The organism is Pseudoxanthomonas sp. F11 (genome assembly GCF_037046485.1).
Classification (GTDB): domain Bacteria; phylum Pseudomonadota; class Gammaproteobacteria; order Xanthomonadales; family Xanthomonadaceae; genus Pseudoxanthomonas_A.
The window spans coordinates 852295-874865 of record NZ_JBANLZ010000001.1; the positions used below are offsets into that span (position 1 = coordinate 852295).

Consider the following 22571-nt stretch of genomic DNA (forward strand, 5'->3'; position numbering starts at 1 on the left):
GGCATTGCGCGCGCGACGCCGGGATCGGTTAGCCTGCGCGCCTCAGCTTGCGGAGGCATGCCATGGAATCGCTGAAGAGCCACCAGCTCGCCATGACGGTACTGATGACGCCGGACATGGCCAACTTCTCCGGCAAGGTGCACGGCGGCGCGATCCTCAAGCTGCTCGACCAGGTGGCCTACGCCTGCGGCAGCCGTTATGCCGGCAGGTACGTGGTCACCCTGTCGGTGGACCAGGTGATGTTCCGCCAGGCCATCAACGTGGGCGAACTGGTGACCTTCCTGGCCTCCGTCAACCACACCGGCACGTCGTCGATGGAGATCGGCATCAAGGTGGTGGCCGAGGACATCCGCAAGCAGAGCGTGCGCCACGCCAACAGCTGTTTCTTCACCATGGTCGCGGTGGACGACGATGGCCGCACCACACCCGTACCGCCGCTGGAGCCGACCACCCCGGACGAGATCCGACGCTTCGCGGCCGCACGCCTGCGCCGCCAGCTGCGCGAGGAGATGGAACGGCGGCATGCCGAACTGGGCAGCCGGGCGGCGGAAACTGCCTGAAACCGGCGCCCGGCGGCCCGCGCCGGCTACAATACGCGCATGTCCCTGATGCACTTCCAGCGGGTCGACTTCAGTGTCGGCGGTCCGCTCCTCCTCGAACACGTCGACCTGTCCATCGAACCCGGCGAACGCGTCTGCATCGTCGGCCGCAACGGCATGGGCAAGTCCACGCTGATGCGGCTGATGGCCGGCGAACTCAAGCCCGACGACGGCGAGATCCGCGTGCAGAACGGCGTGGTGGTCGCGCGCATGGCACAGGAAGTGCCGCAGGACACGCAGGGCACCGTGTTCGATGTGGTCGCCGAAGGCCTGGGCGACCTGGGCCAGCTGCTCGCGCGCTACCACCATGCCGTGCACGACGGCGACATGGACGCGATGGGCGAAGCGCAGGCGCAGATCGAAGCCCAGCACGGCTGGGACCTGGACCGCCGCGTACAGCAGGTGCTCGAGCGGCTCGAACTGCCGGAAGAGACCGATTTCGCCGCGCTGTCCGGCGGCATGAAGCGCCGCGTGCTGCTGGCGCAGGCGCTGGTCCGGAACCCCGACATCCTGCTGCTGGACGAGCCCACCAACCATCTCGACATCGAAGCGATCGCCTGGCTGGAAGGTTTCCTGAAGTCGTTTTCCGGCAGCATCGTCTTCGTCACCCACGACCGCAGCTTCCTGCGCTCGCTGGCCACGCGCATCCTCGAGATCGACCGCGGCCAGCTGACCAGCTGGCCCGGCGACTACGACAATTACCTGCGCCGCCGCGAGGAGCGCCTGCATGCCGAAGCGCAGGAGAACGCCCGCTTCGACAAGCTGCTGGCGCAGGAAGAAGTCTGGATCCGCCAGGGCATCAAGGCCCGACGCACCCGCAACGAAGGCCGCGTCACCGCGCTGAAGGCGATGCGCCGTGAGCGCGCACAGCGCCGCGAACTGTCCGGCAACGTGAAGATGGAAGCCGCGGCCGCGCAGTCCTCCGGCAAGAAGGTCATCGAGGCCACCCACATCACCCAGGCCTACGACGGCCGCGTGCTGCTGGACGACGTGTCGGCGACCATCATGCGCGGCGACCGTGTCGGTATCGTGGGTCCGAACGGCGCCGGCAAGTCGACACTGCTGAAGATCCTGCTGGGCGAGCTGGCACCCCAGCATGGCGAAGTGAAGCTGGGCACCGGCCTACAGATCGCCTACTTCGACCAGCATCGCAGCCAGTTGGACGAGTCCCGCACCGCGCTGGAGAACGTGGCCGAAGGCAGCGACTTCGTCGAGATCAACGGCAGCCGCAAGCACGTCATCGGCTACCTGCAGGACTTCCTGTTCTCCCCCGAGCGCGCCCGCGCGCCGATCACCCGCCTGTCCGGTGGCGAGCGCAACCGCCTGCTGCTGGCCAAGCTGTTCGCCCAGCCCTCGAACCTGCTGGTGATGGACGAACCGACCAACGACCTGGACGTCGAGACGCTGGAACTGCTGGAAGAGCTGCTGCTGGACTACAAGGGCACGCTGCTGCTGGTCAGCCACGACCGCGACTTCCTCGACAACGTGGTCACCAGCACGCTGGTGCTCGAAGGCGAAGGGCGGCTGGGCGACTACGTGGGCGGCTACACGGATTGGCTGCGCCAACGACGTGCACCCAGCGTGGCCGCCACAGCAGCCGCGACGCCCAAGCCTGTCCTATCGAAACAACCCGAACCCGTCGCCGCCAAGCGCAAGCTGGGCTTCAAGGAAGCGCGCGAACTGGAACAGCTTCCGGCGCGCATCGAAACGCTGGAAGCCGAGGTCGCCAGGCGCACCGAAGCGATGAACGATCCGGCCTATTACCAACAGTCCCCGGCCGACCTGCAGCGCGCGAACGAAGAGCTCGCCGCCAAGCAGGCGGAACTGGACCACGCCTACCAGCGCTGGTCGGAGCTGGATGGTTGAATTCCTCGACCCCGTGTAGGAGCGCCTCACCCCGTGTTCTGCACGCCCTGCGACACGCCGTTGATGCTGGCGACCAGCGCATGCAGCAGCGCATCGTCCTGGCGGTCGCTGGCGCGCCAGCGCTTCAGCAGGTCGGCCTGCATCACGCTGATCGGGTCGATGTAGGGATTGCGCAGGCGAATGGACAGCGCCAGGCGCTGGTCATGCTGCAGCAGCCAATCGTTGCCGTTGAGCGCCAGCACCCAGCGCACCGCGGCTGCATGCTCCTGCTGCACCTTCGGGAAGAACTCGCCATGCAGCTCGCCCGCCATCCTCGAATACATCTCGGCGATGCTCAGGTCGCCCTTGGCCAGCACCATGGAGACATCGTCGAGGAAGGTCTTGAAGAACGGCCAGTCGCGCGCCATCTCGCGCAGCACGTCTTCGCCATGGGCATCCACTGCGGCCTGCAAGCCGGCGCCCACGCCGTACCACCCGGGGATCACCGCGCGCGCCTGGCTCCAGGCGAATACCCACGGGATCGCACGCAGATTGCCCAGTGCCGCATCCTGGCCCAGCCGGCGCGAGGGCCGCGAGCCCAGCGTCATCCGCTCGATCACGTCGATCGGCGTGGCGCTGCGGAAATAGTCCATGAAGCGCGGCGACTGCACGAACGCGCGGTAGGCCCGCGTACTTTCCTCCGCCACGAGCGCCATGATCCCGCGCCAGCGTGCTTCACGCGGCTCCGGGGGACGCGGCCTCAGGCTGGACAGCAGCACCGCCCCGACCGACTGCTCCAGCGAACGCAGCGCCAGCGCGCGGATGCCGTACTTGCGGTGGATCACCTCGCCCTGCTCGGTCACGCGCAGGCGCCCGTCCACGCTGCCGCGCGGCGCCGCTTCCAGCGCGCGCGTGGTCTTGCCGCCACCGCGAATGATCGAACCGCCGCGACCGTGGAAGAACGTCAGCCTGATGCCCAGTTCCTGGGCGGCCTCGACCAGGTCCACCTGTGCCCGCTGCAGGCCCCAGCGCGAGGCGGCGATGCCGCCGTCCTTGCCGCTGTCGGAATACCCCAGCATCACCATCTGCACGTTGCCGCGCGCGGCCAGATGGGTCCGGTAGACCGGATCAGCGAGCAGGTCGCGCAGCACATCGGTGCCATGTCCCAGGTCGTCGATGGTCTCGAACAGCGGCGCGATGTCGAGCGGCACCTGCCCCGCGTCGTCGACCAGGCCGCCTCGCCGCGCCAACGCCAGCACGGTCAGCACATCGGCGCGGCTGTGCGCCATGCTGATGATGTAGGTGCCCAGCGCATCGGTACCGTGCCGTGTGCGCGCATCGGCCAGCGCCTTGAAGACCGCATCCAGCCGTTCGTTGCCTTCCTCGGCCGACCCCGGCAGGACCGCATCGCCGCTGGCATACGGCCCCAGCAATGCAGCGCGCTCGACCGCCTCGCGCTGCTCCCAGTCGGCATCGCCCAGTGCCGCCGCCACTGCGCGCGCATGCACGCTGGATTCCTGCCGCACGTCCAGCCGGGCGAGGTGGAAACCAAATGTGCGTACGCGCCAGGCCAGCCTGCGCACTGCAAACCACCCCGCGTGGATGCCGCGGTTGGCTTCCAGGCTGCGCAGGATGAGCTCGATGTCGTGCGCCAGTTCCTCCGGCGAGGCGTAGCCCTCGGGTCGGTCTTCCAGCGTGGCGTGCAGGCGCGCGCGCATGAGGTCGTTGAGCAGACGGTAGGGCATGTCTCCGTGGCGCGGGCGCGACTTCTTCGCCGCATCGGGCAGTAGCGCGCGGTACTGCTCCACCCGCGCCGACACCTCGCTCGAAACACCGATGATCGAGCTTGACTGGCTGAGCAGCGTGGTGAGCTGACGCAGCTCCTTCAGGTAGCGCGTGAGGATGGCGCGTCGCTGCGCATCCAGCGTGGCCGTGACGGTGCGTGCATCGACATTCGGATTGCCGTCCATGTCGCCGCCGACCCAGGTGCCGAAGCGCAGCACGCGCGGCAGCCGCGCGGTGACCTCGGGCGCGGCGCCATAGACCTCGGTGATGGCGCTTTCCAGCGTTTCGTACAGCACCGGGATGACCCGGTACAGCACTTCGATCAGGTAGAACCCGACATGCTCGCGTTCGTCTTCCACGCCCGGGCGCACCGGCGAGGAGTCGGCCGTCTGCCAGGCCGACGTCAGCGCCATGCGGAAGCGCGCGGTGTCGGTGGCCAGTTCGCCGGGGGTGCGCGTGCCGTCCAGCCTGTTGATCAGGCTGGCCACCATCAGCTGCTCTTTCTCCAGCAGCGCGCGCCGCACCGCCTCGGTCGGGTGCGCGGTGAAGACCGGCTCCACGTCGATGCGCGGCAGCCAGCCGGCCAATTCCTCAAGGGAGACGCCCTGCGCCTTGAGGCGGGCCAGCGCGTCGTGCAGCCCATCGGGCTGCGGCCGCGCGCTGCCGGCCCGCTGGTAATCCCGCCGGCGACGGATGCGATGGACGCGTTCGGCGATGTTCACCACCTGGAAGTAGGTGCTGAAGGCGCGGATCAGCGACTCCGCCTGCGCGGGCGACTGCCCGTCCAGCAAGCCGGCCAGCGACTGCGGCGGTTCGCCCGACTGGCGGCGCGCGATGGCGGTGGTTCGCACCCGTTCGACATGGGCCAGGAAGTCCGGCGAGACCTGTTCGGCCAGCATCTCCCCCACCAGCGTTCCCAGGCGGCGCACGTCCTCGCGCAGGGGGACGTCGGGCGGGGCGAATTCGAGGCTGATGGGACTGTTCATGCGCGGCGTGGGGTCCGTCGTGGGCCGGGATTGGTATTGTCCTTGCGGACAATTGGTCTGCTGCAGGACAGCATCCGAAGCCTACCCGATCAGGCCAGGCCGTGCGTCATCGTTTCATCCGGAACAAGCGATATAATGTGTCCGCCGAGGGGCGCTGCGACCGTGATGTCTGTTCGACAGGCAAGCACGGCCAGGCTCGGCAGGAAACCGCAACGGCGCCCGGTCAAGCATGCGAGCCCCGCTCGCCACCTTCCCGGAGCCAACACGATGAACGCAGTACGCAAGTTTTCCACCGAGGGCGACTACAAGGTCGCCGACATTTCTCTGGCCGATTGGGGCCGCAAGGAACTCGACATCGCCGAGCATGAGATGCCCGGCCTGATGTCCATCCGTCGCAAGTATGCCGCCACCAAGCCGCTGAAGGGCGTGCGCGTGACCGGCTCGCTGCACATGACCATCCAGACCGCCGTGCTGATCGAGACGCTGAAGGACATCGGCGCCGACGTGCGCTGGGCGTCGTGCAACATCTTCTCCACGCAGGACCACGCCGCCGCCGCGATCGCTGCCAGCGGCACGCCGGTGTTCGCCTGGAAGGGCGAGACGCTGGAAGAGTATTGGGACTGCACGCTGGACGCCCTGACCTTCACCCTGCCCGACGGCACCCTCACCGGCCCGGAACTGGTGGTCGACGACGGCGGCGACGTCACCCTGCTGATCCACAAGGGTTATGAGCTCGAGAACGGCAGCGACTGGGTCAACACCGCCTCGGGCAACCACGAAGAGCAGGTCATCAAGGACTTGCTGAAGCGCGTGGCCAAGGAGCGCCCCGGCTACTGGACCCGCGTGGTCAAGGACTGGAAGGGTGTGTCCGAAGAGACCACCACCGGCGTGCACCGCCTCTACCAGATCGCCGAACAGGGCAAGCTGCTGGTGCCGGCGATCAACGTCAACGACTCGGTCACCAAGTCCAAGTTCGATAACCTGTACGGCTGCCGCGAGTCGCTGGCCGACGGCCTGAAGCGCGCGATGGACGTGATGCTGGCCGGCAAGGTGGCCGTGGTCTGCGGCTACGGCGACGTGGGCAAGGGCTCGGCGCACTCGCTGCGCGCCTACGGCGCCCGCGTGATCGTCACCGAGATCGACCCGATCTGCGCGCTACAGGCGGCGATGGAAGGCTTCGAGGTGAACACCGTCGAGGACAGCCTGGGCCAGGCCGACATCTACGTCACCACCACCGGCAACAAGGACATCATCACCCTCGCGCACATGCGGGCGATGAAGGACCAGGCCATCGTCTGCAACATCGGCCATTTCGACAACGAGATCCAGGTGGACGCGCTGTACGCCTCGGACGCCAAGCGCATTAACATCAAGCCGCAGGTCGACAAGTTCGTGTTCCCGAACGGCAACGCGATCTTCCTGCTGGCCGAAGGCCGCCTGGTGAACCTGGGCTGCGCCACCGGCCACCCGAGCTTCGTCATGTCGAACTCCTTCGCCAACCAGACGCTGGCGCAGATCGACCTGTGGGCGAACAAGGACGTGTACGAGAAGACCGTCTACCGCCTGCCGAAGCACCTGGACGAGGAGGTCGCGCGCCTGCACCTGGAGAAGATCGGCGTGAAGCTGACCACGCTGACCCAGGACCAGGCCGACTACCTGGGCGTGGCGGTCGAAGGCCCGTACAAGCCGGACCACTACCGCTACTGATCGAAGCAGTGCACGGGGCAGCGTCCGCGCTGCCCTCTCGATCCACGGCAGGCGCGGGTATGCGCCTGCCCCTCGGGGCCTCTCCATGTCGATCCCGGTTTCGTTCGAGTTCTATCCGCCCAAGACCGATGAGCAGCGCGCGCAGCTCGACCGCACTGCGTACAAGCTGAAGGCGCACGCCCCCGACTATGTGTCGTGCACGTTCGGCGCCGGCGGTTCCACGTTGAGCTACACGTCCGAGACGGTGCGCCATCTCAACCAGCACCATGGCTTCGATGCCGCGCCGCACCTGTCCTGCGTGGGCGGGAGCCGCGAGGAAATCCGCGAACTGCTGCGGCTGTACAGGGCGCTTGGGTGCAAGCGCATCGTCGCGCTGCGCGGCGACCTGCCTTCCGGCATGGGCCACCCGGGCGACCTGCGCTATGCGTCGGAGCTGATCGAGTTCATCCGCGCCGAACATGGCGACACCTTCCACATCGAAGTCGGTGCTTACCCCGAAACGCACCCGCAGGCCGAGGATGCCCTGACCGACCTGCGCCACTTCAAGGCCAAGGTCGATGCCGGCGCCAACGGCGCGATCACCCAGTATTTCTACAACCCGGATGCGTATTTCCACTTCGTCGACGCGGTGCGCCGGCTGGGCGTGGACATCCCGATCATCCCGGGCATCATGCCGATCTCCAATTTCACCCAGCTGCGCCGCTTCTCCGAAGCCTGCGGCGCGGAGATCCCGCGCTGGATCGGCAAGCGCATGCAGGCGCTGGGCGACGATGCGGATGCGATCCGCGACTTCGGCGCCGACGTGGTGGCCAGCCTCTGTGAGCGGCTGGTCGCCGGCGGCGCGCCGTCGCTGCACTTCTACACCCTGAACCTCGCCAAGCCGACCCAGACCGTTCTGTCCCGCCTGGGCTGGGCGGCCTGAACGCCGGGGCGCGCCATGCGCCCCACCCGCAGGTGAACGGCGGTCGCACTCCGGGCATGCGCTCGGTGACCGGATGCCATGCCCGGATTACGCTGCAGGCATGCGCCTCCCGCTTCTCCTTCTCGCCAGCCTGTGCCTGTGGGCCGGATTCCCTGCAGCACCCGCCGAGGCGCAGCAGCAGGGCGTACAGCGCTGTACGACGATGGACGGCGACACCGTCTACACCGACAAGAACTGCGAAGACATCGGCGCGATGGATCGGCTGCCAGCCGGTACCACCGGGCCCTCGGCGACGGGCGCGCTCTATCGCGGTGGCTGTTCCCGCACCCTGAGCGATCTGGTGGCGCAGGTGTCGATGGCGATCACGGCGGGTGACGTCAACCGGCTGGCGGGCGTATACCACTGGAGCGGCGTGTCCGATGCCGCCGCCTTGCGCATCCTCGACCAGTTGGAAGCCGTGACGCAGCGCCCGCTCGTTGACATCGTGCCGGTGCGCACTGCCCCCGCGCCGATCCTCGATGCCGAGGGCGCGGTCGTCGATCAGAACCGGGATGGCTATTACCCGACGACGACCCGGCAGACGCGGCCCGTTGGCCTGCGCATCGTGCAGACGCTGAAGAACGGCGCCACGCCCTCGAACACCACGTTCGGGCTGCGACGTGCCTACAACTGCTTCTGGATCACGCTGTAACCGCGTTGCCGTGGGCGCTTCAGGTGCGCGCGGGGTGGGCTGACGACACGTCACGCGTCGGCGAGAAGCGGAGCGTCGCCACCACGCCCTTCGATTCGCCCGGCCGTACGCCGACCTCCCAGCCGTACAGCGCACACAGCCGGCTGACGATGGACAGCCCGATGCCGCCTCCCTGCGAATGGCCGGCATGCGTGCCGCGATAGCCGCGCTCGAACAGGCGCGCGGCGTCCTCCTTGCTGAGGCCAGGCCCGGAATCGATGACTTCCACCGCATCCGGCAGCAGGCGAACGACGACCTCGCCCTCCTTGGTGTACTTCACCGCATTGCCGATCAGGTTGCCCAACGCGACGGACAGGGCGGCCTCGGGCGAGTCCACACGGGCGCCTTCCTCGCCTTCCACGCGCAGGGTCAGCGGCTTGCCGCCCAGTGTGGCGCGGTGGGCTTCCAGAAGTTGGTCTACCACGCGCGCCACGTCGGTATTGCCGTGACCCCGCTCGTTGCGCGACAGCAGCAGCAGCGCGCTGATCAGGTCGGTGCACTGCTGCTCCGCACGCTGGATGCGCTGGATGCGGGTGCGTGTCTTCTCGTCCATGTCCGGCCGCGACAGCATCAGTTCCACCGACCCGCGGATGATGGCCAGCGGCGTGCGCAGCTCATGGCTGACGTCGGCGTTGAACTCGCGGTCACGCTGGACGACTTCGGTGAGGCGCTCGGAGTAGTCGTCGAGCGCCTTGGCGAGTTCGCCGACTTCGTCCTCGGGAAAGTGCGGAGCCAACGGCCGTGGGTTGCTGCTGCCGCGGTAAGCGCGCAGGCGCGAGGCCAGTTCCGACACAGGACTCATCACGCGGGAGGCGGACCACCAGCCGATCAACAACGAGATCCCAGTGAACACGACGACCACGCCGATCAACGCGTTGTTGAATTTGCTCTTGGCCTTGACTGATTCCGTCTTGTCATACGCAAGGAAAAACCAGGCTTCAGGCGTTTTCTGAACGGCAAGCCAGTAGGAGAACGGCGAACCATCCTCGTCAGTGCCGCTTATCGTATGGATGCCGTTAGGCAGGTCGTGCCACTCCGGCTGATCAATCTTCAGCTGAGCGAACTTGTCCGGCGCAAACGCGTAGGCGCGCATGGTCTGCACCCGCAGGTCACGTTCGCGTCCTCCGCTGGCTTCGTAACGTCGCTGGTACTCGGTAATGTTCTGGCTGATCGCATCAACGACGAGGTCCTCCTCGACACGATTGCGCACCCAGTTGGCGGAGAACGCCAGAAGCAGGGTCAATCCGAACCCAAGCAGCACGAACGACAGGATGATGCGGGTGCGCAGCCGCCGCCGGAAGCGGCGGTGGCGGCGGGGTTTCGACGACTCAGCTGCTGGCATCGGGTGCGGCGATGCGGTATCCGATGCCATGGCGGGTCTGGATGTACGGCGAGTCGAACGGCTTGTCCACCACCGCGCGCAGGCCGTGGATGTGCACGCGCAGGGAATCCGAATCGGGCAGTTCCTCGCCCCAGACTCGGGTCTCCAGCTCCTGGCGCGTCACCACGGCCGGCGAGGCCTCCATCAGTGCCTGCAGGATCTTCAGCGCGGTGGGATTGAGCTGCAGCAGCTTGCCCTGGCGGCGCACTTCCAGCGTATCCAGGTTGTATTCCAATTCACCCACCTCAAGCACGCGCGTCTGCACGCCCTTGCCACGACGGGACAGGGCGTTCAGGCGCACCTCGACTTCCTGCAGCGCGAACGGCTTGATCAGATAGTCGTCGGCGCCGGAATCGAAGCCGGCCAGCTTGTTGTCCAGCGAGTCGCGCGCAGTCAGCATCAGCACCGGCGTCTGCTTGCGTGCCTCGTTGCGCAACTTGCGACAGACCTCCAGGCCGTCCATGCCCGGCAGGTTGAGGTCGAGCACAATCGCGTCGAACTCATGCACGACCGCCAGGTGCAGCCCGGTCACACCGTCGGCCGCGAAGTCGACGGTGTGGCCACGCTCTTCCAGATAGTCGCCGAGGTTGGCGGCGATATCGCTGTTGTCTTCGATGACGAGGATGCGCATCTGTATCAACGAGATTCGAGGATGGGCTGGCGGAAGTTCTTGCCCAGCTCTTGCTGCGATTCTTCGCGCATGCGGCGACGTTGTGCGACCGTGTGGCACTGCGTGGTTGCGCGGTGCGAACCGACCTTCTTTTCGCGCGTACACACCAGGCGACTGTCTTCCCCGGCTCGCGTCAGAATCGTATTGACCAGTTCCTGATCGTTGATGACCTTCACCTTGTCATCCGATGACAGCTGATCCACTCCACCTGCGCGCTGGAGGGAATCGCCGATGCGGTTGAGCGCATTGCGCACTTCAATCCGGTCCGTCTGGGAGATTTCGGCGTAGGCCTTGCCCTCCGCAAGATCCGCCAGGATCTTCTCCTTCTGCTTCTCGAACGGCACGGAGACATTGAGTTGGCCTGTCGCGGTCGTGTCCGCGCCCGATGCCGCGCTCATCGACGCTTCCGCCGCAGGTACGGCCAGCAGCATAACGGAGACAAATAACAGCTTACGCATCCTTTCACCTCGCTCGAAATTGTTCACCCGCCAAAGTAGCCGGAGATGCGCCGCAACCCGCCATTTCCCGAAGCCGGGGTGAAGCGGTGCGGGCAGATCCGATTCTTGCATAGGTAACTGCGACTACGCCAAGGCATTCCAATAAAAAAAACAAGGCCCAAGCGGGTGGACGCCCGCTTGGGCCAAAGTAATGCCCCGATTACCGTAATCCTGTGCTTTCCAGATGAATCCACCGGGAGGAACGCAGAGCTGCGGTCCGGGAGAGGCTACGCGGGGAGCGATTAAACACCCGTTAAAAGGGACGTTAAATCCATGTGAAAGGGGCGATCAGCCGCCCTGTTCAGCATGCATCGCCAGGTGCTCCACGATCCTGCCGGCCACATCCACGCCACATACCGCCTCGATGCCCTCCAGGCCGGGCGTGGAATTGACCTCCAGCACCAGCGGGCCGCGCCTGGCCCGGATCAGGTCCACGCCCGCGACCCCCAGCCCGAGCACGCGCGCGGCCCGTACGGCCACAGCCCGCTCCTCGTCGGTGGCCGCCACGTGCAGGGCCGTGCCGCCCCGATGCAGGTTCGAGCGGAAGTCCCCTTCCGGCGCCTGCCGGCGCATGGAGGCCACCACCTCGTCCCCCACGACAAAGCAGCGCAGATCGGCCCCGTCCGCCTCACCGATGAACTCTTGCACCACGAAGCTGGCATACAGACCACGCAGGGCCTCCACCACGCTGCGCGAAGCCGAGGGCTTCTCGGTGAGCATCACGCCGGCCCCCTGTGCGCCTTCGTTCAACTTGATCACATGGGGGGGCGGGCCGAGCATGGACAGCAGGTCGGAGGTATCGTCGGGGTTGTCGCCGAACACGGTCACCGGCAGATCGATGCCCTGCGCGGCCAGCAGCTGGTGCGCGCGCAGCTTGTCGCGGGCTCGCAGGATGGCATCCGACGGATTGGGGCTGTAGGTGCCCATGAGTTCGAACTGCCGCAGCACCGCCGTGCCGTAGCGGGTGATGGACGCGCCGATGCGGGGAATGACGGCGTCGTAGCCGGCCAGCGAGCGGCCCTTGTAGTGCAGCTGGAAGCCGGACGAGGCGATGCGCATATAGCAGCGCAGCGGATCAAGCACCCGGACCGTGTGGCCGCGCTGGCGTGCGGCCTCCACCAGTCGGCGGGTCGAGTACAGCTTGCTGTTGCGCGACAGGATGGCGAGCTTCATGGACGCGGGATCACCTGGGCCGCGTGCAGCATCGCACGCCCGGAAGGCCGGACGATGACGACGAAGGCGAGAGGGGGGATGGAGCGGGTGATGGGAATCGAACCCACGCTAGCAGCTTGGGAAGCTGCAGTTCTACCATTGAACTACACCCGCGCGGACGACCGAAGTCTATGCCGGGCCGGGGGACAAGGCAATGCGGCGCCGGCGACCGGCGCCGCATCGTTCAGTCACTTCAGAAGCTACCGCCCAGCGTCATGAAGGCGGTGGTATTGGTGCCGCCTCCCTGGTTGACCGTCGTGGTGACGCCCAGGTTGGCATCGAAGCCGAACAGCTTGGTGCGCGCGCCCATCAGCAGGGTGCCGTAGCCGTCGTCCGTGTCCAGCCCCGGAACGGCGTAGGCGCTGGTGCCCGGCAGCGACAGGGCTTGCGCGAACACCTCCTCGGCCGGATCCTCGAACTCCTTGTCCACGGTCAGGCGAGCGTACGGCTGCAGGTGGTCGTTGATCGCATAGCTGAGCTCGTAGCCAGCGCTGCCGATCAGCGAATCGAACTCCTGGTCCGGATACGCCAACGCGCTGGAGTTGACGTTGCTCTCGCTGTAGCCGTCCATGTCGATGGTCTGCGACAGCACGCTGATCACCGGACCATGGCGGAACGCGCCCTCGCCCCACTGGTAGCCGGCGCTCAGGCCCAGGCTCAGGTTGGTGCCGTCAGGCGAGCCGCTGTGGCGGCGGGTGACGTCGCCCAGCTGGACTTCGCGGTCCACGTCGTAGGAGATCCAGCTGTAGCTCACCTGCGCGTTGGCCCACAGGCGGTCGCCGTACCAGCCGGCGAAACCGCCCAGCGTGGCGTCGGCTTCGTCGAAGCTGCCGCTGCGCTTGCCGAAGTCGTACTTCGCGCGGCCATAACCGGCGAACGCACCGTAGACCATCGAACCCCGCGACCAGTCCACGCCGAAGGTCCCCATCGGGCCGGCGCCGTCGTACAGGTCGCCATCGCCGTAGCGCAGGAAGTCCCCGCGCAGGTCGCCCCACCAGCGCATGCCGTCGGCCTCGGGCTTGCCGGCCACGTGCGCGGCCACGCGGTCGGCGCGCGCACGCCCGTGCACGGACGCGGTGTACGGCAGCAGCGCGATCTGGCGCGGGCCTTCCAGCATCGCCACGGCGTACTGCGACAGGATGCTGTGCGCCTTCGAGGTGGGGTGCACGCCGTCGGCGAAGGCGTAGGTATCCGGCGCATTCGGAGTGACGTACGAGGTCGGGTTGCAGGTCAGCGAGTTGGCGGTGATCTGCGGCTGGCAAGCCGTGCCGGTGACGTTGGCGAACCCGTACTCGGCCGGGCTGGCGACGATTTCGCGCAGCAGGGAGAACGTGTCCAACGGAATGACCCGCAGGCCGGCCGTATCGATCGCGTTGAACAGTGCGGCGTTGTAGGTGGTGGAGAGCTGCGTGCCCGCCGCGGCCGCGGCGGCACCCTGCGCGCGGAAGCCCGGCGTCACGCCCAGATCCGGAATGGTGGGCACCAGGATGTAGCGTGCACCGGCGTTCTGCAGCCTGCCGATGATGCCCACCTGCGCGGTCACCGCACCGCCGATCGTGGTGGTGGGATCGGCGCCGCCGCTGGTGATGGCGAACAGGTCGTTCGCACCGCCCCAGACCGTGTAGAGCGCGTTGGGATCGGCACGGCCGCCGGTCGAGGCCAGGTAAGAGTTGACCTGGGTGGCGAGCGAGGGAATCGGACCCAGCGCGCCGGTGGTGTTGGTGCCCACGCGCGCGCCGCCGGCCGCGTAGTTGGTGCCCACTTGGCCATTGCCGTTGGCGTAGGCGCCGGTGCCGTAGTACTCGGCCAGGTACTGGGACCAGACGAAGCCCGGATTGGTGGTGAACTGGCCGGTCACCGGCCGGACGGACGCCGGCAGCAGCGGGCGGAAGTAGCCGGCGTCGGTCAGGCTGTCGCCGAAGAACACGGTCTGCGTGTACGGACCGTCCTGGGCCAGGACGGGGGCTGCCGCCATCGCCAGCGCGACGGCCAGCAACGAACGGACGGGCGAGATGGAACGCTTCATGGAATCTCCCGGGGCAATGGATGATGGACTGCGCGCCGGCTCTGCCGTACGGCTGCGCATGGCGCGCATCGTTCCACCAAACGCGGCCGGCGCACACGCTGCAATGCGGCAATGACATCCGCCATGGGCGACAATGCCGCCATGGACATCCAGTTGAACGGGCAGCCCCATGCCCTGCCCCACCCCGGCACCCTTCTCGCCCTGCTCCAGCAACAGGGCCTGGCCGAGCGCCGCGTCGCGGTCGAGCTCAACGGCGAAATCATCCCGCGCAGCCGCCATGCGCAGACCACGCTGAAGGACGGCGACCGGGTCGAGATCGTGCACGCGCTGGGCGGCGGCTGAGCCCACCGGCCGCGCCCGTCCGCGCGGTGCCACCCTGCGTCCAACATCGGCGATAATCGCCGCATGTCCAACACCGCCCCCCATGACCCGCTGGTGATCGCGGGCAAGACCTACCGTTCCCGCCTGCTGACCGGCACCGGCAAGTTCAAGGATTTCGAGGAAACCCGCCTGGCCACCGAAGCCGCGGGCGCCGAGATCGTCACCGTCGCCATCCGCCGCACCAACCTGGGCCAGTCGCCCAACGAGCCCAACCTGCTCGACGTGCTGCCGCCGGAGCGCTACACCATCCTCCCCAACACCGCCGGCTGCTACACCGCCGACGATGCCGTGCGCACCTGCCGGCTGGCGCGGGAACTGCTCGACGGCCACACCCTTGTGAAGCTGGAGGTACTGGGCGACCAGAAGACGCTGTACCCCGATGTGGTGCAGACCCTGGCCGCCGCGGAGAAGCTGGTGGCCGACGGCTTCGACGTGATGGTCTATACCAGCGACGACCCCATCCTGGCCCGCCGCCTGGAAGAGATCGGCTGCGTGGCGGTGATGCCGCTGGCCGCGCCGATCGGCTCCGGTCTGGGCGTGCAGAACAAGTACAACCTGCTGGAGATCATCGAGAACGCGAAGGTCCCGGTGCTGGTCGACGCCGGCGTCGGCACCGCCTCCGATGCCGCCATCGTCATGGAACTGGGCTGCGACGGCGTACTGATGAACACCGCCATCGCCGGGGCGAAGCATCCGGTACTGATGGCCAGCGCCATGAAGAAGGCCGTGGAGGCCGGTCGCGAAGCCTTCCTCGCCGGCCGCATCCCGCGCAAGCGCAACGCCTCCGCATCGAGCCCCATCGACGGACTGATCGGCTGATGACCGATCCGTTCTCCAGCCCCGGGGCGAAAACACCGCCCAAGCCCTTCACCCTCACCGAGGGACGGCGCGAGGTGCGCAGCTTCGTGCTGCGCCAGGGCCGCTTCACCGAGGCGCAGCAGCGTGCCTTCGATACCCAGTGGCCGCGCTTCGGGCTGGACTACACGGGCGAACCGCGCGATTACGACGCGGTCTTCGGCCGCAGCGCGCCCCGCGTGCTGGAAATCGGCTTCGGCAACGGCGAGGCCCTGCGCTTTGCGGCTCGCCACGACAAGGACCGCGACTACATCGGCCTGGAAGTGCACGCTCCCGGCGTGGGCCGCCTGCTGAACGCGCTGGCCGAAGACGGCAGCGACCATGTGCGCGTCTACCACCACGACGCGGTGGAAGTGCTGCAGCACGAAGTCGCCGACGGGTCGCTGGACGAGGTGCGCATCTACTTCCCCGATCCCTGGCACAAGAAGCGCCACAACAAGCGCCGCCTGGTGCAGCCGGAATTCGCCGCGCTCGTCGCGCGCAAGCTGCGCCCGGGCGGGCGCCTGCACTGCGCCACCGACTGGGAGGCCTATGCCGAACACATGTGGGACGTGCTGGATGCCACCCCGGGGCTGGTCAACCGCGCCGGCCCGCGCGGCAGCGTGCCGCGCCCCGACTGGCGCCCGCAGACGCATTTCGAGACCCGCGGCCAGAAGCTGGGCCATGGCGTGTGGGATCTTGTCTATGACAAGACGGGAATGGGGACCGGGGAATAGGGAATGGATGCGATGACCCGTCCACGTCCTCCTGCATGTAAAGGGCCGCTGAGCCGGGGCGCCCCCGCCGATTCCCGATTCACCATTCCCGATTCCCGCCTGCCGTAATGGACAACGCGCTGACGCTGACCAACGACATGAAGCTCGTCCTCGGGCTGGTCGGCTTCACGATGGCGATGTTCCTGTTCGAACGCATCCGCGCCGACCTGGTGGCGCTGGTGGTGCTGGTGGTGCTGGGCATCACCGGCCTGATCGCGCCGGAGGAGATCTTCGGCGGCTTCTCCGGCAACGCGGTGATGAGCATCATCGCCACGATGATCCTGGGCGCGGGACTGGACCGCACCGGCGCACTGAACCGCCTGGCCTCGTGGCTGCTGCGGCGCGGCCACGGCATCGAGCAGCGGCTGCTGCTGATGACCACGGCCATCGCCAGCCTCAACTCGTCCTTCATGCAGAACCCGTCGGTGATGGCGCTGTTCATGCCGGTGGCCTCGCGGCTGTCCTCGCGTACCGGCCTGTCGCTGCAGCGGCTGCTGCTGCCCATTGCCGCCGCCATCGTCATGGGTGGCGCCTTCACCATGGTCGGCAACTCGCCGCTGATCCTGCTCAACGACCTGCTGGTCTCGGCCAACAACAACCTGCCCTCCGGCATGGCCACGCTGGAACCGCTGCGCATGTTCGCGCCTGCGCCCATCGGCGTGCTGCTGGTCGCCGCCTCGCTGCTGTACTTCCGCTACTACGGCGACAGGAAGCTCAAGGACGAAACCGAAACCAGCGTGACGCCCGCCCGCACCGAAAGCTACTTCGCCAACACCTACGGCATCGAAGGCGATGTGTTCGAGCTGATCGTCACCGCGGAAAGCCCGCTGGTGGGGATGTCGCTGGGCGAGGCCGAGGCCCTGCACGACGCGCCGCTGATGCTGGCGCTGCAGACCGGCAACGACACGCGCCTGGCCCCGCCGGCCGACATGCGCATCTGGGTGGGCAGCGTGCTGGGCGTGATGGGCGCGCGTCAGGAGGTGGGCGATTTCGCGCAGAACCACTTCCTGCGCATGTCCTCGCGGCTGCGCCACTTCGGCGACCTGTTCAACCCCAGCCGCGCCGGTATTTCCGAGGCGGTGGTGCCGCCGACGTCGAAGTTCATCGGCAAAACCGCGCGCGAGCTGCGCCTGCGCAAGCAGAACGGCATCAGCCTGCTGGCGATCAACCGCGACAAGAAGGTCATCCGCGACAACGTGCGGGAAGAGAAGCTGCGCGCCGGCGACATGCTGGTGTTCCACAGCATCTGGCAGGACCTGGGCCAGGCTGCGGAGAGCCGCGACTTCGTGGTGGTGACCGACTACCCGAAGGGCGAGCAGCGTCCGCACAAGTTCAAGATCGCCATGGCCATCTTTGCCATCACCATCGTCATCGCGCTGACGTCCAAGCTGCCGGTGGCCCTGACCCTGATGACCGGCGTGGCCGGCATGCTGCTGACCGGCGTGCTGCGCATGGACGAGGCCTACGGCGCGATCAACTGGAAGACGGTGTTCCTGATGGCCGGCCTGATCCCGCTGGGCTGGGCGATGGACAGCAGCGGTGCGGCGGCGTGGGTGGCCGGACACACGGTGGAGCGCTTGCCGGAGGGCATTCCGGTGTGGGCGCTGGAAATCGCGGTCGCGCTGCTGACCACCGCGTTCTCGCTGGTCATCAGCCACGTGGGCGCGACCATCGTGATGGTGCCGATGGCGATCAACCTGGCGCTGGCCGCGGGCGGCAACCCCACCGCGTTCGCGCTGATCGTGGCGCTGTCGGCGTCCAACAACCTGATGACGGCCTCGAACCCCGTGATTTCCATGGTGGTCGGCCCGGCCAACTACACCTCGCGCCAGTTGTGGCGCGTGGGCGGGCCGCTGTCGCTGATCTACACGATGGTCGTCGTGCTCGCGGTCAATGTGCTGTTCTGGTGGAACGGTCGCGCCGGATGACGACCCCATCGCTGGCACTCACGTTGCTGCCGGGGCGCTACGCCGTCGCGCAGCTGCCGGCCGGCGCCGCCCTGCCCGCCTGGTGGCCCACCGGCGGCATGCGCCACGCGGGCTGGACCGACGACGAACTCTCGCTCGTCTGCGAAGAGCAGCATGTTCCCGAGGACGTGCGCTGCCAACGCGGCTGGCGCATGTTCAAGCTGCAAGGCCCCTTCGATTTCGCGCTGACCGGCATCCTGAAAGCGGTGCTGGATCCGCTGGCGGCCGCGGGCGTAGGCATCTTCGCGCTGTCGACCTACGACACCGACTATGTGCTGGTGCAGGCGCACCAGCTGGAGCAAGCGGTGTCCGCCCTGCTTGGGGCGGGTCATCACCTTCGTCCCTGACCCTTCCGTGCCCGTCAACGACGCTGCAGGAGGATTCGCATCAACACCGCACCGAAGTGCAACCAGATTGCGCCGAACACCCCAAGCCGGGTGACGAAGCCGCGCTGTGCGGCTTCGAACGTGCGGAAATAGCGCCACAGCCCGCGGTGCTTGTGCCATTCCACGAACACGGGACGCGCGCGGCTGGACACCCCACGGATGTGCAGCACGCGGATGTCGTTGGCGACCGCGACGACTGCGCCGGCCTGGCGTGCGCGCCGGCACAGGTCCATGTCCTCGGCGTGCAGCCGATAGCCTTCATCCAGGCCGTCCAGGCGATCGAACAGGGGGCGGGACAGCAGCATCAGCGCGCCGGATACGGCGTCCACCGGCTGCAGCACCACCGTGTCGTCCGGCGGCACGCCGAGTTGCGACGCGCGACCGGGTGCGCGCAGCATCTGGGCGAAGACCGGGTCGCGACGACGTGCGGCGGCGTCGCGCACGCCCGCTTCGTCGACCAGATCGACGCCCAGCAGGACCTCGCCGGCGGAACCCGACGCATGCGCGCGCAGCCGCGACAGCGTGTCGGCTTCCACCATGAGGTCGGGATTGACGAAGGCCAGCCACGGCGCATGCGAATCGCGTGCGCCCTGGTTGCAGCCCACCGCGAAACCCGGGTTGTCGGGATTGGCGATGAAACGTACGCGATCGTCGTGCAGCGCATGCCGCTGCACGATGTCCAGGGTGGCATCGGTGGAGGCATTATCGACCACACGGATCTGGTCGACGCCGTGCGCCAGGCGCAGGCGCATCAGGCAGTCGTCGATGGTGTCCGCACTCTCGTGGGTCACCACCACCACGGCGATGGCATCCACCTCAACCGAAGAGGTCACGCTGGCGCTCCGGCGATCCGATGTCGGCATACAGGGCGGCCAGACGCTCGCGCGGTCCGCGCAGCGGGTCGTCCATCAGGAAGGTGGCCAGCCGTGGCGTGAAGGTCGGCCAGCGCGCGTTCAACGCATCCATGTCGCCATCGGCCGGGCCGCCCTCACGGCCGCGCGCGACGAACGCGGTCTCGCACAGCACGTTGCGCCAGCCCAGGCCGGACAGACGCAAGGACAGGTCCACCAGGGCCGCATACCATGAGGCGTAGCTCGCTGTGTCCAGCCCACCGACGCGCTTGCGGGCGCTGCCACGCAGCGCGACGGCATGCGCGACCGCAGCGGGCAGTTCCGGATGCAGCGGCGGCATCGCCGCGCAGGCCTGCGCGGTGCGCTCGAAATCGTCCGGCGGCGGGCTCACCTCGCCCAGCCGCGGCCAGGCCGCGGTCTCGCCGGCGTTGCACCAGGATGTGGCGGTGGCGATGGCGGCATCGCGGGCCAGGCAGGCGGCCAGCTGCTGCAGCCAGCCGGGCAGCGGCTGCGCATCGGGCGACAGCACGACCACGTCGACATCGCCGCACGCGGCCAGCATCTGATCCATGTGCGCCACCTCGCCCAGCATGCGCGGGCGCCGCGTGTAGTCGGCCTGCAACCGGGTCCGTCCCAGCCAGCGCTCGATGATGGCCAGTCCGCGCGGCCCCGCCTGCGCGTCGTCGGCCAGCCACAGGCGCGTGCCTGCGGGCGTGCCGGCATCCAGCGCACCCAGGCAGGCATCGAGCGCATCGTCGTCGGTGCCGATCGGCAGCAGGACGATGGGCAGGGACGATGCGGGCGGCGGCGTCACTTGGAACGGGGCGTGTTCAGCGGCTCAAGCGCACGGAAACGCTTGCCGTACTCGTCGGTCAGGTCGTTGGCTTCCTGCGGGTTGCTGACGATGGTGGGCGTCAGCAGCACGATGACCTCGCTGCGCTCCGTGCCGGTGGTCTTCTTGCCGAACAGGCCGCCGATGATCGGCAGGCGGCTCAGGCCCGGGATGCCGGAGGAGCCCTGGGTCGCCGTATCGCTGATCAGGCCGGCCAGCATCACCGTGTTGCCGGCCTGCACGGCGCCTTCGGTCTTGAAGCGGCGCGTGTTGATGCGCACGTTGCCGTTGGCGTCCGGCTCACTGCCCGGTGAACTGACTTCCTGCACGATGTCGAGGAAGACCATACCGTCCTTGGTCACGCGCGGGCGCACCTTCAGGATCACGCCCGTGTCCAGGTACTGCACCTGGCTGTAGGTGTTGTCGGTGCCCAGTCCGGGGTTGACGGTGACCGACGAGATCGGGATGCGGCTGCCGACGTTGAGCGTGGCCTCGGCGTTGTTGCGCACGAAGATGGACGGCGTCTGCAGCAGGCGTACGTCGGATACTTCGTCCAGCGCGGTGATGACGGCGGCGGCGTCGTTCTTCACCAGGGTCCAGACCGCGCCCGCACCGCTCACGCCGCCGATGCTGCCGGCGAGCGTGCTCCACTTGCTGGGCCCACCCGCGCCCGGCGCAGCGAAGGGACCCAAGCCGTTGTCGGTCATCGCCCGTTCCAGGTACCAGTTCACGCCGTAGCTCAGGTCGCCGGTCAGCGACACTTCCGCGATCTGCGCCTCGATGTGGACCTGCAGCGGCATCACGTCGAGCTTTTCGACCACTTCCCGGATCGACTGCCAGGCGCTGGCGCTGGAACGCACCAGCAGCGTGTTGGTTTCCTCGACCGCCGCCACGCCCACGCGTGCGCCGTCGACCTCCAGCGTCACCGCGCCGTTGCCGCTGTCGCGCTGGTTGAGCGAGAGCGAGCCGCCGCCCAGTCCTCCGCCCGAACTGCCGCTACTGCTGCCGAAATCGACCGAACCTCCGGTGCCGTTCATGCCGCCATCGTTGATCTGCACGGGCTCGGTGCCCGGCATCAGCGACACGTTGCCCGCGCCGCCGGTGGAACGGCCGTCGCTGGACGCGTTGCCGCCGGAGGCGCCGAAGACTTCGGCCAGGCGCTGGGCGAGTTCGCGCGCCTTGATGTATTTCAGCTCGTAGGAGAAAAGGCGGCTACCCTCGCCCGCGCCGTCGATGCGCTCCAACCATTGCTGGATCTGGTCCAGGTAGGCCGGCTGCGGGGTGATCACCAGCACCGCGTTGGCGCCTTCCAGCGGCATGAAACGGAACATGCCGGCGCTGGGCGTCTTGCTGTCGTTGCCGAACACCTTTTCCAGGTCGGCCACCACGCGGGTGGCGCGCCCGGACTGCAGCGGGAACACGCCCACCGACATGCCCGACAGCCAGTCCACGTCGAAGATCTCGACGGTGCGCAGGTAGTTTTCCAGCTCGCTGCGCGTGCCGGCCAGGGTGATGACGTTGCGCGTGCCGTCGACATTGACGATGGCGTTCGGCCGCGCGTACGGCTCCAGCACCTTCTTCATCTCGCTGGCCGAAATGAAGCGCAGCGGCACCACGCGCACTTCGTAGCCGCGCGCATTCGAGGCCGGGCCCGTGCGCGGCGCCACGCTGCCGGCCAGGGCCTGGTCGGCAGGGATGATGTTGTAGCGGCCACCGCTGTAGACCAGGCGCGCGTTGTTCCAGCCCAGCACCATCTCCAGCAGGTTCAGCGCCTCGGCCGGCGACACCGGCTTGGGCGTGCCCAGCGTCACCGTGCCCTGCACGCCCGGCGCGATCACGTAGTTCTGCCCCAGCATGTCGCCGAGGATGGCCTTGACCACGGCATGCACGGACTCGCCTTCGAAATTGAAGGTGGCCGAACCGCTGCTGGCCCCGCCCAGCGACGGCAGCGGCGCGCTGGCCGCACTGCGGTTGATCATCTGCCCGTTGCCGCGCCGGATCTGCGCCTGCGGACCGGTAACGGGCGCCTCATCCTCCCTCACGGGCACGGTCTGCGCCGCACCCGGCACGACCTCGCCCGCCGCTGCGGGCGTCGTGCGGCGCACGTCGGGCACGGGCGCGCTGGCGCAGCCGGCCAGCAGGCCCAGGCCGAGGGAAAACAGGATCACGCGTAACGTCATGCCG

General features: G+C 67.8%; 19 protein-coding genes, 1 tRNA gene and 1 riboswitch. Of the genes, 10 read left to right on the plus strand and 10 right to left on the minus strand.

What is annotated here, in order from left to right; all coding sequences use genetic code 11:
• The first annotated feature begins 62 nt into the window (after positions 1-62).
• Entirely contained in the window at positions 63-560 is a 498-nt protein-coding gene (locus V8246_RS04205; protein ID WP_336188039.1) for an acyl-CoA thioesterase, read from the plus strand.
• Between the two features lie 39 nt (positions 561-599).
• Positions 600-2465: an ATP-binding cassette domain-containing protein gene (locus V8246_RS04210; RefSeq protein WP_336188040.1), complete on the plus strand. Its 1866-nt coding sequence runs from the start codon at positions 600-602 to the stop codon at positions 2463-2465.
• 26 nt (positions 2466-2491) lie between these two features.
• Here V8246_RS04210 and ppc read toward each other — a convergent pair whose 3' ends face one another.
• On the minus strand, positions 2492-5215 hold the full coding sequence (ppc, locus tag V8246_RS04215; RefSeq protein WP_336188041.1) for a phosphoenolpyruvate carboxylase: 2724 nt from the start codon (positions 5213-5215) through the stop codon (positions 2492-2494).
• A gap of 140 nt (positions 5216-5355) precedes the next feature.
• A riboswitch (S-adenosyl-L-homocysteine riboswitch) is annotated at positions 5356-5443 on the plus strand.
• A gap of 39 nt (positions 5444-5482) precedes the next feature.
• Here ppc and ahcY point away from each other — a divergent pair.
• The 3 genes from ahcY (at position 5483) to V8246_RS04230 (ending at position 8535) form a co-directional block, all read left to right on the plus strand.
• Complete coding sequence (gene ahcY / locus V8246_RS04220) at positions 5483-6922, plus strand: adenosylhomocysteinase (protein WP_336188042.1); 1440 nt, start codon at positions 5483-5485, stop codon at positions 6920-6922.
• 85 nt (positions 6923-7007) lie between these two features.
• Complete coding sequence (metF, locus tag V8246_RS04225) at positions 7008-7844, plus strand: methylenetetrahydrofolate reductase [NAD(P)H] (protein WP_336188043.1); 837 nt, start codon at positions 7008-7010, stop codon at positions 7842-7844.
• Positions 7845-7944: 100 nt separating this feature from the next.
• Positions 7945-8535, plus strand: coding sequence for a hypothetical protein (locus V8246_RS04230; protein WP_336188044.1), 591 nt, complete (start codon positions 7945-7947; stop codon positions 8533-8535).
• A 19-nt stretch (positions 8536-8554) separates the two neighbouring features.
• Here V8246_RS04230 and V8246_RS04235 read toward each other — a convergent pair whose 3' ends face one another.
• The 6 genes from V8246_RS04235 to V8246_RS04260 form a co-directional block, all read right to left on the minus strand.
• Positions 8555-9946 carry a HAMP domain-containing sensor histidine kinase gene (locus V8246_RS04235; RefSeq protein WP_336188045.1) on the minus strand — a complete coding sequence of 464 codons (1392 nt, stop codon included), beginning with the start codon at positions 9944-9946 and terminating at the stop codon, positions 8555-8557.
• Complete coding sequence (locus tag V8246_RS04240; protein WP_055936695.1) at positions 9903-10586, minus strand: response regulator transcription factor; 684 nt, start codon at positions 10584-10586, stop codon at positions 9903-9905. Before V8246_RS04240 ends, V8246_RS04235 begins: the two co-directional genes overlap by 44 nt.
• 5 nt (positions 10587-10591) lie before the next feature.
• Complete coding sequence (locus V8246_RS04245) at positions 10592-11083, minus strand: hypothetical protein (RefSeq protein WP_336188046.1); 492 nt, start codon at positions 11081-11083, stop codon at positions 10592-10594.
• A gap of 327 nt (positions 11084-11410) precedes the next feature.
• On the minus strand, positions 11411-12295 hold the full coding sequence (gene rimK / locus V8246_RS04250) for a 30S ribosomal protein S6--L-glutamate ligase (protein WP_336188047.1): 885 nt from the start codon (positions 12293-12295) through the stop codon (positions 11411-11413).
• A 79-nt stretch (positions 12296-12374) separates the two neighbouring features.
• Positions 12375-12448 (minus strand) — tRNA-Gly (locus V8246_RS04255).
• Between the two features lie 79 nt (positions 12449-12527).
• On the minus strand, positions 12528-14327 hold the full coding sequence (locus tag V8246_RS04260) for an autotransporter domain-containing protein (protein ID WP_336188329.1): 1800 nt from the start codon (positions 14325-14327) through the stop codon (positions 12528-12530).
• 174 nt (positions 14328-14501) lie between these two features.
• Here V8246_RS04260 and thiS point away from each other — a divergent pair, with 174 nt between their 5' ends.
• The 5 genes from thiS to V8246_RS04285 all read left to right on the plus strand — a co-directional run bounded on the left by thiS (position 14502) and on the right by V8246_RS04285 (position 18665).
• Complete coding sequence (thiS, locus tag V8246_RS04265; RefSeq protein WP_162109028.1) at positions 14502-14702, plus strand: sulfur carrier protein ThiS; 201 nt, start codon at positions 14502-14504, stop codon at positions 14700-14702.
• 63 nt (positions 14703-14765) lie between these two features.
• Entirely contained in the window at positions 14766-15560 is a 795-nt protein-coding gene (locus V8246_RS04270) for a thiazole synthase (protein WP_336188048.1), read from the plus strand.
• Positions 15560-16312 carry a tRNA (guanosine(46)-N7)-methyltransferase TrmB gene (gene trmB / locus V8246_RS04275; protein ID WP_271250564.1) on the plus strand — a complete coding sequence of 251 codons (753 nt, stop codon included), beginning with the start codon at positions 15560-15562 and terminating at the stop codon, positions 16310-16312. Before V8246_RS04270 ends, trmB begins: the two co-directional genes overlap by 1 nt.
• Before the next feature lie 107 nt (positions 16313-16419).
• Entirely contained in the window at positions 16420-18279 is a 1860-nt protein-coding gene (locus V8246_RS04280; RefSeq protein WP_162109010.1) for an SLC13 family permease, read from the plus strand.
• Positions 18276-18665 carry an ACT domain-containing protein gene (locus tag V8246_RS04285; RefSeq protein WP_336188049.1) on the plus strand — a complete coding sequence of 130 codons (390 nt, stop codon included), beginning with the start codon at positions 18276-18278 and terminating at the stop codon, positions 18663-18665. Before V8246_RS04280 ends, V8246_RS04285 begins: the two co-directional genes overlap by 4 nt.
• A gap of 14 nt (positions 18666-18679) precedes the next feature.
• Here the strand turns inward: V8246_RS04285 and V8246_RS04290 are convergent, their stop codons facing one another.
• The 3 genes from V8246_RS04290 to gspD are packed head-to-tail and all read right to left on the minus strand — an operon-like array spanning position 18680 to position 22567.
• Complete coding sequence (locus V8246_RS04290) at positions 18680-19537, minus strand: glycosyltransferase family 2 protein (protein ID WP_336188050.1); 858 nt, start codon at positions 19535-19537, stop codon at positions 18680-18682.
• Entirely contained in the window at positions 19521-20369 is an 849-nt protein-coding gene (locus tag V8246_RS04295; RefSeq protein ID WP_336188051.1) for a glycosyltransferase, read from the minus strand. The genes V8246_RS04290 and V8246_RS04295 overlap by 17 nt, the downstream gene beginning before the upstream one ends.
• Positions 20366-22567, minus strand: a complete 2202-nt coding sequence (gene gspD / locus V8246_RS04300) for a type II secretion system secretin GspD (RefSeq protein ID WP_336188052.1) — start codon at positions 22565-22567, stop codon at positions 20366-20368. The genes V8246_RS04295 and gspD overlap by 4 nt, the downstream gene beginning before the upstream one ends.
• Between the last annotated feature and the right edge of the window lie 4 nt (positions 22568-22571).